The 13677-nt window shown below is 62.8% G+C and carries 14 protein-coding genes; 3 read left to right on the top strand and 11 right to left on the bottom strand.

Annotated elements, in window-relative coordinates; all coding sequences use genetic code 11:
- Window positions 1-20: 20 nt before the first annotated feature.
- Window positions 21-710: a hydrolase gene (locus tag QPK31_RS06285; protein ID WP_290422086.1), complete on the bottom strand. Its 690-nt coding sequence runs from the start codon at window positions 708-710 to the stop codon at window positions 21-23.
- 58 nt (window positions 711-768) lie between these two features.
- Complete coding sequence (locus QPK31_RS06280) at window positions 769-1032, bottom strand: XapX domain-containing protein (RefSeq protein ID WP_290422085.1); 264 nt, start codon at window positions 1030-1032, stop codon at window positions 769-771.
- Between the two features lie 202 nt (window positions 1033-1234).
- On the opposite strand from QPK31_RS06280, the gene QPK31_RS06275 reads away from it, so the two are divergent.
- The 3 genes from QPK31_RS06275 (at window position 1235) to QPK31_RS06265 (ending at window position 3853) form a co-directional block, all read left to right on the top strand.
- Window positions 1235-1996 (top strand): alpha/beta fold hydrolase, encoded by a 762-nt coding sequence (locus QPK31_RS06275; protein ID WP_290422084.1) that lies wholly within the window; start codon window positions 1235-1237, stop codon window positions 1994-1996.
- 172 nt (window positions 1997-2168) lie between these two features.
- Window positions 2169-3122, top strand: coding sequence for a hypothetical protein (locus QPK31_RS06270; RefSeq protein WP_290422083.1), 954 nt, complete (start codon window positions 2169-2171; stop codon window positions 3120-3122).
- Between the two features lie 29 nt (window positions 3123-3151).
- Window positions 3152-3853 (top strand): EAL domain-containing protein, encoded by a 702-nt coding sequence (locus tag QPK31_RS06265; protein WP_290422082.1) that lies wholly within the window; start codon window positions 3152-3154, stop codon window positions 3851-3853.
- A 6-nt stretch (window positions 3854-3859) separates the two neighbouring features.
- Here QPK31_RS06265 and QPK31_RS06260 read toward each other — a convergent pair whose 3' ends face one another.
- The 9 genes from QPK31_RS06260 to paaE form a co-directional block, all read right to left on the bottom strand.
- Window positions 3860-4405, bottom strand: a complete 546-nt coding sequence (locus QPK31_RS06260; RefSeq protein ID WP_290422081.1) for a cupin domain-containing protein — start codon at window positions 4403-4405, stop codon at window positions 3860-3862.
- A gap of 53 nt (window positions 4406-4458) precedes the next feature.
- Window positions 4459-6510, bottom strand: coding sequence for a phenylacetic acid degradation bifunctional protein PaaZ (paaZ, locus tag QPK31_RS06255; protein ID WP_290422080.1), 2052 nt, complete (start codon window positions 6508-6510; stop codon window positions 4459-4461).
- Between the two features lie 92 nt (window positions 6511-6602).
- Window positions 6603-7202, bottom strand: a complete 600-nt coding sequence (locus QPK31_RS06250) for a phenylacetic acid degradation protein PaaY (RefSeq protein ID WP_290422079.1) — start codon at window positions 7200-7202, stop codon at window positions 6603-6605.
- A 5-nt stretch (window positions 7203-7207) separates the two neighbouring features.
- The gene (gene pcaF, locus QPK31_RS06245) at window positions 7208-8413 is read right to left on the bottom strand and encodes a 3-oxoadipyl-CoA thiolase (protein WP_290422078.1); all 1206 of its coding nucleotides are present in this window, start codon (window positions 8411-8413) and stop codon (window positions 7208-7210) included.
- 19 nt (window positions 8414-8432) lie between these two features.
- The gene (gene paaK, locus QPK31_RS06240; protein ID WP_290422077.1) at window positions 8433-9749 is read right to left on the bottom strand and encodes a phenylacetate--CoA ligase PaaK; all 1317 of its coding nucleotides are present in this window, start codon (window positions 9747-9749) and stop codon (window positions 8433-8435) included.
- Between the two features lie 33 nt (window positions 9750-9782).
- On the bottom strand, window positions 9783-10229 hold the full coding sequence (gene paaI / locus QPK31_RS06235; protein WP_290422076.1) for a hydroxyphenylacetyl-CoA thioesterase PaaI: 447 nt from the start codon (window positions 10227-10229) through the stop codon (window positions 9783-9785).
- Window positions 10222-11784, bottom strand: coding sequence for a 3-hydroxyacyl-CoA dehydrogenase PaaH (paaH, locus tag QPK31_RS06230; RefSeq protein WP_290422075.1), 1563 nt, complete (start codon window positions 11782-11784; stop codon window positions 10222-10224). The genes paaI and paaH overlap by 8 nt, the downstream gene beginning before the upstream one ends.
- Window positions 11784-12575: a 2-(1,2-epoxy-1,2-dihydrophenyl)acetyl-CoA isomerase PaaG gene (gene paaG, locus QPK31_RS06225; RefSeq protein WP_290422074.1), complete on the bottom strand. Its 792-nt coding sequence runs from the start codon at window positions 12573-12575 to the stop codon at window positions 11784-11786. The genes paaH and paaG overlap by 1 nt, the downstream gene beginning before the upstream one ends.
- A 23-nt stretch (window positions 12576-12598) precedes the next feature.
- Window positions 12599-13675 carry a 1,2-phenylacetyl-CoA epoxidase subunit PaaE gene (paaE, locus tag QPK31_RS06220; RefSeq protein WP_290422073.1) on the bottom strand — a complete coding sequence of 359 codons (1077 nt, stop codon included), beginning with the start codon at window positions 13673-13675 and terminating at the stop codon, window positions 12599-12601.
- Between the last annotated feature and the right edge of the window lie 2 nt (window positions 13676-13677).

Raw genomic sequence — 13677 nt, 5'->3', positions numbered from 1 at the left:
TTGGGCGGACCTGCTGCGGCTTAGTGGGTAGCCGGCACCGGGGCCAGCACTTCGTTCTGTCCCTGGTTGCGGGCCGCGGCCTTGTGCACCATCGTGTAGGCGTAGTCGACACCCATGCCGTAGGCGCCGGAGTGCTCGCGCACGATGTCCATCACGGCGTTGTAGGTGTCGCGGTGAGCCCAGTCGCGCTGCCATTCGAGCAGCACCTGCTGCCAGGTGACCGGCACCACGCCGGCCTGCACCATGCGCTGCATCGCGAAGTCGTGGGCTTCTTTCGTGGTGCCGCCGGAGGCATCGGCCACCATGTAGATTTCGTAGTCGCCTTCGAGCATGGCGCACAGGGCGAAGGTGGTGTTGCAGACTTCGGTCCACAGGCCGGCCACAATGACCTTCTTGCGGCCGTTGGCCTTCAGCGCATCGCGCACCTTCTGGTCGTCCCAGGAATTCATCGAGGTGCGTTCCAGGATCGGCTGGCCGGGGAAGACGTCCAGGATTTCCGGGTAGGTCTTGCCGGAGAAGGAATCGGTTTCCACGGTGGTGATGACCGTCGGGATGCCGAAGGCTTTCGCCGCCTTGGCCAGGCCGACCACGTTGTTCTTCAGGGTCTGGCGGTCGATCGACTGCACGCCGAAGGCCATCTGCGGCTGGTGGTCGATGATGATCAGCTGCGAGTTTTCCGGGGTCAGGACTTCGAGTTTGGCGTTGTTCATGGTGTGCTCCTTTGGTATTGTCGTTGCCGGGCTTTGCCGCGGCGGGTTTGGAAAATTGTCAGCCTTGACGGGTGTCGTCGGCTTCGGTGCTGGCGTTGGCTGCAACGCCGGTAATCTTGGTCTGGCATTCGCTGGCGAACCAGGCGCGGGTGAGCGGAATACCGTCGATCACACGCTTGGCCACCGGCACGATCTGCTCGCCGGCCAGCATGCCCAGCAAGCCGATCAGGGCGATGGCGGGCGGCGCCGGGGAGCGCACGTTGATCACACCGTAGAGCACGCCAGCCAGGATGCCGGCGCCGAAAGAGATCAGGTAGACCATGGTTCGCTCCTCGTCTTTTGCGTTGATTGAAACCGGATCGTTCGGTAATTTCGTCGAATGACACGGCTGCCGGTGCTGACCTTTACTGCTCTGTATCGCTCGTTGTTTGCTGCGATGAAGTCATTATGCGTGGCGATAATGGAAACGAAAAACGGGAAATTTGTGCTTCTATAATCGAAATTTTCGAATACCTGTTTTGCTGATGTTGCAGCTACCGAAGCTGACCGAAAAAACCTTTGACCTTGTTGATGAGATGAAGATTCCTGCCACGTCCTACCCTTTGGTTTTGCTGCCCGGTTTCATGCTGGACGAGACGCTTTGGGATGAGGTCGTTCCGCTGCTGCAGTGGGAGGCGCCGGTTCACCGCTTGCCGCTGGGGCCGGGCACGACAACGGAAGAGATTGCGCGCAGCGTGGCTGCTGCAGCGCCGGAGCGCTTCGTGCTGGTGGGCTTTTCGCTGGGCGGGTATATCGCGCGCAAGGTAGCCGAGCTGTTTCCGGAGCGGGTAGTGGCGCTGGTGCTCGTCGCCAGTTCATTGGAATCGGATACCCCGGAACGGGCCAAGGCCAAGCAGGATGCGATCAGGGCGCTAGACCCGTCCACATTCCGTGGCTTGAGCACGGGGTCGATTGCGCAGTCGCTGCATCCGGATCGGCGTGGGGACCGGGAACTGGTGACGCGGATCAGGGAGATGGGCAGGCGCCTCGGTTATGAGGCAATGGTGGTGCAGTCGGGGTTACAGCGGGATGGGATTGCGGCGGCCAGCTTAAGGTGCCCGACGCTGGTGATTGGAGCCGGACAGGATTCGCTGCGCAGTATGCAGAAGACTAAAGAACTGGCTGAAGCAATTCCAGGGGCAATCCTTAAGATGATTGAACAGTCCGGACATATGCTCCCATTAGAACAGCCGAATTTATTGGCAATCACAAGTAAAATTTGGCTTTTCTCACAGAGTAATGCCTGAACTGACGTAACACCACAGTTTTTAGCGGCGGGCTTAACTCAGAAATTAAAAAACTTCAGGTCTGAAATACGGGCATTACAACGGCAAGCAATAGCACTCGATTGTCTTCCCATCTTCACATAGCCAAAACAATCTATAACATAATATGATCAATTTTTAGGAACATTAATCTATGAATGCCGTAAAAAAAATACACGACGTAGAAAAAGTTCGCGAAGATTTTGAAAAGCTTATTGAGAATTTATCTAAAGTGCTCAAAGAGGAGAGGCCGCGAACAAACATCTTAAGCACGAAGCTATGGCAAATAAAAAAAGAATTGTCAAATTTCGATAATTTAGACAGGCATGCCTTAGCAAAACTTGTAGAAATTGTAGTGAAATACAACACAATAAACAATCTCTTTTCAAGCAACATAGATTACAACAAAAAAGACCTTATAAAAATAATAGAAGGAACTTCCAACTACATCGAAGATACAAACGACACTTATAACGATCACTTTTTTGAGCTATCGATGGGAATTAGATTTTCCCTTGCATTTCAAAACCAAAACGCAAAAATTAATCTTGCCAGCATCTGCGACATTATAATTGACGACAAGATTGCAGTCGAGTGCAAATACATCCACAGTCTTTCAAATATAATGAAAAATATTAAAAAGGCGCGAGAGCAAATTGATACTCGAATCAGCAACAACCAAGCTCAGATAGGATTTATTGCGCTAGATTTATCAAATGTATGTGCACGCGATAGAATTTCCGAGTTCGCCGACTATACTTTCAAAAAATTTATTGAGAATTACGAAATATTGGAGTCGAAAGGTCATTTGAAAGGCGATTTGGCGGATAGAATATTAAGAGATCGAAATTTTACAGCAATAGTTGCCAACTATGCCACGCTTGAACTTGAGACGGCACTCCATAGCGAACTCGGTTTTTCCTACAAGATGCCATTTCATACAAAAGCCATTATTTTTCAATCATTGAACTCGTTTGCCTTCGAGTACAAAGGAAAGATCAAGCCAATGACAACGAGAGGCACAACTTATTTTATTAATGAAAATCTTTTACAAGATGAAGCTTTAATGACAAAAAAATTTATTCACTCGTTAGCTGTTGGAGTTTAGTCGTTAAGATAAATGAATAATATCTGCAGTTGCACGTCAACGGGCGCGGCCTACCGGTTGACGGCGAACTGCTCATGCGCTGGCGCCGTGCCGATGGCAGCATGGAGCGGCCGGACATCTTCATTCCCGTGGCTGAATCGAGCGGCCTGATCGTGCCGATCGGCCACTGGGCCTTGCGCCAGGCATGCGCTGCCTGGCTGGCGCTCGACCGGGCCGGCCACGCCTTGCCCCTGTCGCTCAACGTCAGCCCCATCCAGTTCCGCCAGCCCGACTTCGTCGAGCAGGTGCAAAGGATTTTCGACGAGATGGGCGCGCCGCCGCAGCAGTTCATCTTCGAAGTGACGGAAGGCCTGCTGATTGAGGATATCGACCAGACGATCGCGCGCATGCACCAGCTGGCCAACCTGGGCATCCGCTTCTCGGTCGACGATTTCGGGACCGGCTATTCGAACCTGGGCTATTTGAAGAAAATGCCGCTGTACGAGCTGAAGATCGATAAGAGCTTCATGCGCGACACGCCGCAGGACCACAACAGCACGGCCATCGTCCAGTCCATCCTGGCGATGGCCGCCCACCTCGGACTGCGCGTGGTGGCCGAAGGTGTGGAGACCGCGGCACAGGCGTGCTACCTCGGGCAGCACGGAGCGCCTTACATGCAAGGTTTCCATTATCACCGGCCGATGCCGCTGGGCGACGTGATCGAGCGCCTGCATGCGGCCGAATGCGCCTGACAGCCTTTACTCGTGCCGGTATACGCGCGGCTCGAGCGTATGCTCTTCGACGGCCGGCGCATCAGCCACCGCCGCAGCTGGCGCCGCAGCATCGCGCTTGGGATACGGCGTGCCATCCCTGTGCGTATAGCTGTTGGATGCCCCGTCGTACACCAGGTCGATGTCCGGATAATTCGCCCGGTCGGCCGGGATGTTCGGCCCCACCGCCACGAACAGCGCATTGCCCCAGCTGCGGTTCACCAAATGGTGGCCGTTCGGTTTCCCCGCCGGGAAGGCGGCGCAGTCGCCCGCGCGCATCAGGGTCTCGCCTTCGTCGGTGATGAGGGTCAGTTCGCCCGACACCACCATCACGAATTCGTCTTCATGCGTATGCCAGTGGCGCTGCGACGAGGCCGCGCCCGGCTTGAGTTCGACCAGGTTGACGCCGAACTGGCTCAGGCCGCCGGCTTCGCCCAGCGCTTGCCGGCTGCGGCCGTTGACGATCTCGGCGAAGGGTTCGGGATAACCGGTGCCGGTCAGCACGGGGATACTGCTCAGGTCTAGCCGCGACATGCTTGCTCCTTATGGAATGAGTGGGCCGCGGCTGTGACCGGTAGGTGCGCGTGTCAGCCGCGTTTCTGCACCAGCGTCAGGATATCGTAACTTGCCACCAGTTCGTCGTTCTGGTTGGTGACTTGCACATCCCAGGCCACCACGCCCTGTCCGCGTCCCTGTTCGTCGGTGCGGTTGCGGTCGACCTTGCGCTTGCAGGTGAGGCGCGCGCGGATGGTGTCGCCGATCGCCACTGGCGCCACGAAGCGCAGGTTATCCAGGCCGTAGTTGGCCAGTACCGGCCCCGGCGCCGGCGACACGAACAGCCCGGCCGCCGCTGACAACACGAAGTAGCCGTGCGCGATGCGCTTGCCGAACTGCGTGTCCTTGGCGGCGATCTCGTCGAAGTGCATGTAGAAGTAGTCGCCCGAGATGCCGCCGAAGTTGACGATGTCCGCTTCGCTCACGGTGCGGCGGTGGGTCAGCAGCGAATGGCCGATCTCCAGGTCTTCGAACCAGCGGCGGAACGGGTGGATCTCCGATTCCTTCACCGCGCCGCCGCGCACGTACTCACCCGTCACGGCGGTCAGCATGGTCGGCGAGCCCTGCACCGCCGCGCGCTGCAGGAAGTGCTTCACGGCGCGGATGCCGCCCAACTCTTCGCCGCCGCCGGCGCGGCCCGGGCCGCCGTGCTTCAGCTGCGGCAGCGGCGAGCCGTGACCGGTGGAGTCCACCGCCGATTCGCGGTCGAGGATGTGCACGCGGCCGTGCGAGCTTGCTGCGATCGGCACGGCGTACGCGGCGATGGTCGGGTCCTTGGTCGCCAGCGTGGTCACCAGGCTGCCGCGGCCCAGCGCCGCCAGGTGCAGGGCTTCGTCGATGTCGCGGTAGGTCATCATGGTGGACACCGGGCCGAAGGCTTCGATGTCGTGCACGGCCGTGTTGATGGACGCGTTGCGGCACAGGAGCAGGGTCGGCGCGAAGAAAGCGCCGTTAGCGGCATTCTCGCCCACAGGGCTGAAGCCGTGGTGGGCGCCGAAGATGACTTCGTTGCCGCGCGCGAGCATCTCCACGCGTTCGCTGACGTCGCGGTGCTGGTCCATCGAGGCCAGCGCGCCCATGCGCACGCCTTCCATCTTCGGGTTGCCGACCACGGTCTTTTCGAGGCGCGCGCGCAGGCGCTCGCCCAGCGCATCCACGTGCTGCTCGGGCACGATAATGCGGCGGATCGCCGTGCACTTCTGGCCGGCCTTGCCGGTCATCTCGCGCGCGACTTCCTTCACGAAGAGGTCGAACTCGGGGTCGTCCGGGGTCACGTCCGGCGCCAGGATGGCGGCGTTCAGCGAGTCGGCTTCGGCCGTGAACGGGACCGATTCGCGGATCAGGTTATGGTTCGCCTTCAGCTTGGCGGCGGTGTCGGCCGAGCCGGTGAAGGTGACGGCGTCGAAGCCGGTCAGGCGGTCGAGCAAATCGCCGGTCGAGCCGATCACCAGCTGCAGCGCGCCTTGCGGCAGCAGGCCGGATTCGTGGATCATTTTCACGACCGCGTGGGTCAGGTAGCTGGTGGCGGTGGCGGGCTTGCCGATGCAGGGCATGGCGGCCAGGAAGCTCGGCGCGAATTTTTCGAGCAGGCCCCAGATCGGGAAGTTGAAGGCGTTGATGTGCACGGCCAGGCCGCCCTTCGGCACCAGGATGTGGGTACCGGCGAAGCCGCCGCGCTTGCCCAGGTTCAGGGCCGGGCCTTCGTGCAGGACGTTCGAGGATGGCAGTTCGCGCGAGCCCATGCTGGCGTAGGCGAACAAGGTGCCGATGCCGCCTTCGACGTCGACCCAGCTGTCGGGGCGGGTGGCGCCGGTCAGGTGGGAGATCTCGTAGAGCTCTTCCTTTCGCTCCATCAGATAGAGGGCGATGGCTTTCAGGCGCTGGGCGCGGGTCTGGAAGTCGAGCTTCATCAGGGCCGGGATGCCGGTCTTGCGGGCGTAGGTGACGGCCTCGTCGAAGTCGAGCTTTTCGGCGTGGGTGTGGTAGACCAGCTGGCCGTCGAGGGCGCTGTGCAGGGGGGTGGCGGCTTCGTGGCCGATCCAGCGGCCGGCGATCCAGCTTTGCAGGGTGGTTGGTTGGTGCATTTTTATGTCTCCTCTGTGCTGCATTCCGCGTGGGCACGGGGTGCCCACCCTACGGTCGCGGTTCCGGGGCGGAATGACGCCGCGAGCCGTGCTTATTCTTTGGGGGTGTGGCCGCCGTTGTTGGTGAAGTCGAAGACGGGGCGGTCTGGTTCGATTTCCGTGAATGCTTCGACTTCGCGCATGGTGTTGCGCGAGCGGTCGGTCAGCTGGTGGTACTGGCGGGTGCCGAAGCTTTTCCAGGCGATTTCCTCGGGCTTCAGTTCGCGCATCACGCGTGCGGGTGTACCCATCACCATGCTGCGCGGGGGGATCACCATTTTCGCTTTCACGAAGCTCATGGCGGCGACGATGGACTCTTCGCCGACCACAGCGCCATCCATCACCACAGCGTTCATGCCGACCATGGCGTTGCGGCCCACGCGGCAGCCGTGCAGCACGGCGCTGTGGCCGATGTGGCCGTCGACTTCGATCACGGTTTCGCCGTCCTCGAAGCCGTGCATCACGCAGCTGTCCTGCACGTTGGCGCCCTCTTCCAGGATCAGGCGGCCGAAGTCGCCGCGCAGCGAGGCCAGCGGGCCGATGTAGCAGCGCGGGCCGACGATCACGTCGCCGATCAGCACGGCCGTCGGGTGCACGTAGGCCGTGGGGTGGACCACCGGGCGGACGCCGTCGATTTCGTAGACCTTGACCATGTTCTTTATACCCGTTCGATGATGAGGGCGATGCCCTGGCCGACGCCGATGCACATCGTGCACAAGGCGTAACGGCCGCCGGTGCGCTGCAACTGGTAGACAGCGGCGGTGACCAGACGAGCGCCGGACGCGCCCAGCGGGTGACCGAGGGCGATGGCGCCACCGTTCGGATTCACGTGCTCGGCATCGTCGGCGAGTCCGAGGTCGCGCATCACGGCCAGGCCTTGGGAAGCAAAGGCTTCGTTCAGCTCGATCACGTCCATCTGCTCGATGGTCAACCCGGTCTGGGCCAGCACCTTCTTCGTGGCCGGCGACGGGCCGAAGCCCATGATGCGCGGCGCCAGGCCGGCGGTGGCCATGCCGATGATGCGTGCGCGTGGAGTCAGGCCGAAGCGCTCGGCGGCGCTGGCGGAGGCAATCAGCACGGCGCAGGCGCCGTCGTTCACACCCGAGGCGTTACCGGCGGTGACGGTGCCGTCCGGCGTGACCACACCTTTCAGCTTGGCCAGCGCTTCGATGGTGGTGTCCGGACGCGGATGCTCGTCGGTGTCGAACACGCGCGACTCGCCCTTCTTCGAATGCAAGGTCACGTGGACGATTTCGTCCTTGAACACGCCGGCCGCGTTCGCACGTGCCCAGCGCTGCTGGCTGCGGATGGCGAATGCGTCCTGGTCGGCGCGGTTGATGTTGAATTCCTTGGCCACGTTCTCGGCGGTTTCCGGCATCGAGTCGATGCCGTATTTCGCTTTCATCAGCGGATTGACGAAGCGCCAGCCGATGGTGGTGTCTTCGATCTTCGCCGCGCGCGAGAAAGCGCTGTCGGCCTTGCCCATCACGAAAGGCGCGCGCGTCATGCTCTCCGAGCCGCCGGCGATGATCAAATTCGCCTGGCCCGAGATGATGGCGCGGGCGCCGATGCCGATGGCGTCCAGGCTGGAGCCGCACAGGCGGTTGATGGTGTTGCCCGGCACCTCGACCGGCAGGCCGGCCAGCAAACCGGCCATGTGGCCGACGTTGCGGTTGTCTTCGCCGGCCTGGTTGGCGCAGCCCCAGTACAAGTCGTCGACCATCGCCCAGTCGACGTTCTTGTTGCGTTCGATGAGGGCGGCAATCGGCAGCGCAGCCAGGTCGTCGGCGCGCACCGAGGCGAGCGCGCCGCCGTAGCGGCCGAAGGGGGTGCGCACTGCGTCGCAGATGTAAGCATCGATCATGTCAGGTCTCCTGTATTTTTTAGGTATTCTTCGGGCGCTTGTCGACCACGCGGCGGGCCTTGCCGGTCAGCGTGCGTTCGATGCCCATCGGCGGCGTCAGGGTCACCTTGGTGCTCACGCCCACATAGGTCTTGATGCAGTGCTGCAGTTCCTTGCACAGCGCCTCGACGCTGTCGGCCGAATGATGGCCTTCGCGCAGTTCGCCGAAGACTTCCAGCGTATCCAGATGGCCGTCGCGCGCCACCACCAGCTGGTATTGCGGCGCCAGCGCCGGCATCTTCAGCACCAGCTCCTCGATCTGGCTCGGGAACACGTTCACGCCGCGGATGATCAGCATGTCGTCCGAGCGGCCGGTGATGCGCCCCATGCGGCGCATCGAACGCGAGGTCGGTGGCAACAGACGCGTGAGGTCGCGCGTGCGGTAGCGGATGATGGGCAGGGCTTCCTTGCTCAGCGAAGTGAACACCAGTTCGCCCTCTTCGCCGTCTGGCAGCACTTCGCCGGTGTCGGGGTCGATGATCTCGGGGTAGAAATGGTCTTCCCAGATCACCGGGCCGTCCTTGCTCTCGATGCATTCGCTGGCCACGCCCGGGCCCATCACTTCCGACAGGCCGTAGATGTCGACCGCGTCGATGCCGGCGGCCTCTTCGATCGTGGCGCGCATGGCATTGGTCCAGGGTTCGGCCCCGAAGATGCCGACCTTCAGCGAAGACTTGGCCGGGTCCAGGCCCTGGCGCTTGAATTCCTCGACGATGTTCAGCATGTAGCTCGGCGTGACCATGATGATCGAGGGCTGGAAGTCGCAGATCAGCTGCACCTGCTTTTCGGTCTGCCCGCCCGACATCGGCACCACGGTGCAGCCCAGGCGCTCGGCGCCGTAGTGGGCGCCCAGGCCGCCGGTGAACAGGCCGTAGCCATAGGCCACGTGGACCATGTCGCCACGGCGGCCGCCGGCGGCGCGGATCGAGCGCGCCACCACATCGGCCCAGGTGTCGATGTCCTTCTGCGTGTAGCCGACCACGGTCGGGCGGCCGGTGGTGCCGGACGAAGCGTGCACGCGCACCACCTGGTCGCGCGGCACGGCGAACATGCCGAAGGGGTAGTTGTCGCGCAGGGTCTTCTTGTCGGTGAACGGGAACTTGGCCAGGTCGGCGAGCGACTTCAGGTCGCCCGGGTGCACGCCGGCTTCATCGAAAGCCTTGCGGTAGTGCGGCACGTTGTCGTAGGCGTGCTGCAGCGACCATTTCAGGCGTTCGAGTTGCAGGGCCTGCAGTTCGTCGCGGCTGGCGCGTTCGATCGGCTCCAGGTCGCCAGGTTCAGGGATGCGTTGGACCATGATGTTGTCTCCTTCCGTTCTCGTGGTTCTGTTTCAAGCGGCGTTGACCACCGTGCCGCTCACGCGGTGCGACTTGCCGCGGAAGAGCGCGATCGTCTTCCCTTCGCCATTCGTCACGGTGACGTCGTAGACGCCGGTCTTGCCAGCCAGCGCCTGCTCCTGCGCTTCGGCGGTCAGCAGGTCGCCTTCGCGGCCCGGCGCCAGGTAGTCGATGGTGCAGCCGGCGCCGACCGTGTTGAAGTTGTGCGAATTGCAGGCGAAGGCAAAAGCGCTGTCGGCCAGCGTGAAGATGAAGCCGCCGTGGCAACTGGCGTGGCCGTTGAGCATGTCGGGGCGCACGCGCATGCTCATGCGCGCATAGCCGGGGCGGATCTCGTCGAGCGTCATGCCCAGGCCCTTGCTGGCCGGGTCGCGCTCGTACATGGTCTTGCCGGCCAGTTCGGCCAGGGCTTGTGCATCCTTGGTGACATCATCAAGCATGGAAACGGGCTCCGTTCGGGTTGGCCGCGAGCTTGCGGCGCAAGAGCGGCGAGACGCGGTAGCGGTCTTCGCCATAGGTGGCGGCGAGGTTCGCCAGCACGGTCACGATGTGATGGATGCCGACCGCGTCGGCCCAGGCCAGCGGGCCGCGCGGGTAGTTCACGCCCTTCTGCATGGCGATGTCCACCGCGCTGACGCTGCACACGCCCCCGTTGACGGCGTCGGCCGCTTCGTTGGCGAGCATGGCGACGGTGCGCATCACGGCCATGCCGGGCACGTCGTCCAACCGGCAGACCTCGAAGCCGGCGGCCTGGAACATGCCGACCGTCGAGTAATACGCCTCGTCGCTGCACTGGTCGGCGCGCGCCAGGGCGATGCGTTTGGCCGTGGCGTGGTCCAGCAGCAGGTCGTAGACCACCGTGTTGGCGTGGGTGTTGGCGGCGGCGCGCTCGGTGGCGCTGCGGCCGTCGCTCAGGAAGATGGCGGCGCCGTTGCAGTGGAAGGCCGGTGCTTCGTGCTTCTCTGCGCCGTGCAGCGGTTCGCGGTGGCCGACCGCGAAGCCGGCCTCGTTTAGGCGCCCTTCCATCGGGCTGAGGATGCTGTTGGTGACTTCGCGGCGCACGCTGATGCCGACCGTGCTCGGGCGCGGCTGGGGCGCTTCGATTTTTGCTTGTGGCTTCGCGGCGTCGTCGCCGTAGCGGTAGAAGCCGCGGCCCGATTTGCGGCCCAGGAAGCCGGCGTTCACCAGTTCCTGCTGCACCACCGATGGCGTGTAGCGCGGGTCGCCGAAGTAGGCGGCGTGCACGGATTGCGTGACCGAGAAGTTGACGTCGTGGCCGATCAGGTCCATCAGCTCGAAGGGGCCCATACGGAAACCGCCGCAGTCGCGCATTACCGCGTCCAGCGTGGCCGGATCGGCGGCGCCTTCCTGCAGCAGGCGCAGGGCTTCGGCGTAGTACGGGCGGGCGACGCGGTTGACGATGAAGCCGGGCGTGGACTTGGCGTGGACCGGGTCCTTGCCCCAGGCCTGGGCGGTGGCGTAGACGGTGGCGGCCACCTGTTTATCGGTGGCGAGGCCGCTGATCACTTCGACCAGCGCCATCAGCGGCACCGGGTTAAAGAAGTGCATGCCGACCAGGCGCTCGGGGTGGCGCAGCGGTGCGGCAATCGCCGTCACCGAGATCGAGGACGTATTCGTGGCGAGGATGCAGCGCTCGTTCACGATGCCTTCCAGCTCGGCGAACAGGGTGCGCTTGGCGTGCAGGTTTTCGACGATGGCTTCGATGACGATGGCGGCGTCGCTCACCTGGGCCAGCGCGTCGACGGTCTGCAGGCGCTCGCGCGCCAGGTCCGCCTCGGTCGCGCCCATGCGTCCCTTGTCGACCAGCTTGTCGAAGACCTTGCCGATGTCGGCGACGGCCTTGGCTGCGGCGCCCGGACGCGTATCGAACAGGCGCACCTGGTGGCCGGCTGCCGCAGCAATCTGCGCGATGCCGGAACCCATGGCGCCGCTGCCGATCACGGCAACGACGTGTTCCTTGGCCAGCGCCTCCATCACTCCCCCTTGAACTGGGTCGGACGCTTGGCAATGAAGGCGGCGACGCCTTCGCGGTAGTCGTGGCTGTAGCCCAGCTCGCGCATCATTTCGCCTTCGAGCTTCAGCTGTTCGGGCAGGGTGTTGGCGTAGCTGGCCTGCAGCGCTTTCTTGGTGAATGCCAGGCCCTTGGTCGGCGCGCTGGCGAAGTGGTCGGCCATGGCCAGTGCTTCGTCCATCAGCGCTTCGTCTGGCACGCAGCGCCAGATCAGGCCCCACTCTTCCGCCTTTTCGGCGGAGAGTTTTTCGCCCAGCATGGCCAGGCCCGTGGCGCGCGCGTGGCCGATCAGGCGCGGCAAATGCCAGGTGCCGCCGGTGTCCGGAATCAGGCCGAGTTTGCAGAAGGCTTCGATGAAGCTGGCCGATTTGGCGGCCAGGACGATGTCGCAGGCCAGGGCCAGGTTGGCGCCGGCGCCGGCGGCCACGCCGTTCACGGCGCAGATCACCGGCATCGGCAGCGAGCGCAGGGTCATGACCAGCGGCGCATAGAATTTTTCCACCGATTCGCCCAGGTCCACGCCCGGTGCGCCGGGAGCCACCGCACGGTCGGCCAGGTCTTGCCCGGCGCAGAAGCCGCGGCCGGCGCCGGTCAGCACCAGCACGCGCACCGATTTGTCGGCTTGCAGCTTGTCGAGGGCGTCGCGCACTTCGAGGTGCATCGCTTGGGTGAAGCTGTTCAGGCGATCGGGGCGGTTCAGCGTCAGGACCGCGACGCCGTTTTCCACCATGTACAGGATCGATTCGTAGCTCATGGGGTGTCTCCTCCAGTTATTTTTTATTCGTGCTGGTCGAAATCGACGATCAGCTTGTCGGTGATCGGGAAGGCCTGGCAGCTCAGGACGAAGCCGCGTGCGACTTCATAATCTTCGAGCGCGTAGTTCACGTCCATCTCGACATTGCCCTCGACGACCTTGCAGCGGCAGGTCGAGCAGACGCCGCCCTTGCACGAGTAGCGCATGTCGATGCCCGCGCGCAGGCCGGCGTCCAGGATCGATTCCTTGTCCTTGTCCATCGTGAAGCTGGCGGCGCTGCCGTCCATGATCACGGTGACTTCGGTCTGGTGGCGGGCGCCTTCCACCACAGGACGCGGCTTGTGCTCATGCTTCGGAATGCTGGCGGCGAACAGCTCGATGCGGATGCGTTCCTTAGCCAGGCCGGCTTCCTGCAGCGACTTCGAGACGCCGTGCATCATGTCTTCGGGGCCGCAGACGAATGCCACGTCGATGTCGCGGATGTCGATCCAGTGCTGGAGGAAGGCGCTGCACTTTTCGCCGGTGATGCGGCCGTTGAAGAGTTCGATGTCCTGCTGCTCGCGGCTCATCACGTACACGAGCTTCAGGCGGCCCATGTAGACGTCCTTCAGGTCGGTCAGCTCGTCGCGGAAGATCACCGACGACGAAGCGCGGTTGCCGTAGACGAGGGTGAAGCGGCTCTTCGGCTCCGTCAGCAGGGTGGTCTTGATGATCGACAGGATGGGCGTGATGCCGCTGCCGGCGGCAAAGGCCAGGTAGTGGCGTTCGCTGGTGGCGTCGAGCGGCACGTTGAAGTGGCCCATGGGCGGCATCACGTCGAGCGTGGCGCCTGGCTGCAGGCTTTCGTTGGCCCAGCTCGAGAACAGGCCGCCCGGGGTGCGCTTGATGGCCACGCGCAGGGTCTCGTCCTGCACGGCCGAGCAGATCGAATAGGAGCGGCGCACGTCTTCGCCGTCGATCATGGCGCGCAGGGTCAGGTGCTGGCCCTGCTGGTAGGCGAAGGTTTGTTTCAGTTCGGGCGGGACGGCAAAGGTGACGGCGATGGCGTCGCGCGTTTCGTGCTTCACCTTGGCGACGGTGAGTGGATAGAATTTGCTCATTG

Origin of the sequence: Massilia sp. YIM B02769 (assembly GCF_030411995.1) — a bacterium.
Lineage (GTDB): Bacteria > Pseudomonadota > Gammaproteobacteria > Burkholderiales > Burkholderiaceae_D > Telluria.
Note: the sequence above shows the minus strand (reverse complement) of the source record. Positions and strands in the feature narration are given on the sequence as shown.

What these genes read in the sequence shown, in the direction of transcription:
- paaK (WP_290422077.1), bottom strand. Translation starts at nt 9,749, where the DNA reads ATGGTCCAACGCATCCCTGAACCTGGCGACCTGGAGCCGATCGAACGC.
- pcaF (WP_290422078.1), bottom strand. Translation starts at nt 8,413, where the DNA reads ATGATCGATGCTTACATCTGCGACGCAGTGCGCACCCCCTTCGGCCGC.
- paaZ (WP_290422080.1), bottom strand. Translation starts at nt 6,510, where the DNA reads ATGCACCAACCAACCACCCTGCAAAGCTGGATCGCCGGCCGCTGGATC.
- QPK31_RS06270 (WP_290422083.1), top strand. Translation starts at nt 2,169, where the DNA reads ATGAATGCCGTAAAAAAAATACACGACGTAGAAAAAGTTCGCGAAGAT.
- QPK31_RS06250 (WP_290422079.1), bottom strand. Translation starts at nt 7,202, where the DNA reads ATGGTCAAGGTCTACGAAATCGACGGCGTCCGCCCGGTGGTCCACCCC.
- QPK31_RS06260 (WP_290422081.1), bottom strand. Translation starts at nt 4,405, where the DNA reads ATGTCGCGGCTAGACCTGAGCAGTATCCCCGTGCTGACCGGCACCGGT.
- paaI (WP_290422076.1), bottom strand. Translation starts at nt 10,229, where the DNA reads ATGCTTGATGATGTCACCAAGGATGCACAAGCCCTGGCCGAACTGGCC.
- paaH (WP_290422075.1), bottom strand. Translation starts at nt 11,784, where the DNA reads ATGGAGGCGCTGGCCAAGGAACACGTCGTTGCCGTGATCGGCAGCGGC.
- paaG (WP_290422074.1), bottom strand. Translation starts at nt 12,575, where the DNA reads ATGAGCTACGAATCGATCCTGTACATGGTGGAAAACGGCGTCGCGGTC.
- paaE (WP_290422073.1), bottom strand. Translation starts at nt 13,675, where the DNA reads ATGAGCAAATTCTATCCACTCACCGTCGCCAAGGTGAAGCACGAAACG.
- QPK31_RS06285 (WP_290422086.1), bottom strand. Translation starts at nt 710, where the DNA reads ATGAACAACGCCAAACTCGAAGTCCTGACCCCGGAAAACTCGCAGCTG.
- QPK31_RS06280 (WP_290422085.1), bottom strand. Translation starts at nt 1,032, where the DNA reads ATGGTCTACCTGATCTCTTTCGGCGCCGGCATCCTGGCTGGCGTGCTC.
- QPK31_RS06275 (WP_290422084.1), top strand. Translation starts at nt 1,235, where the DNA reads ATGTTGCAGCTACCGAAGCTGACCGAAAAAACCTTTGACCTTGTTGAT.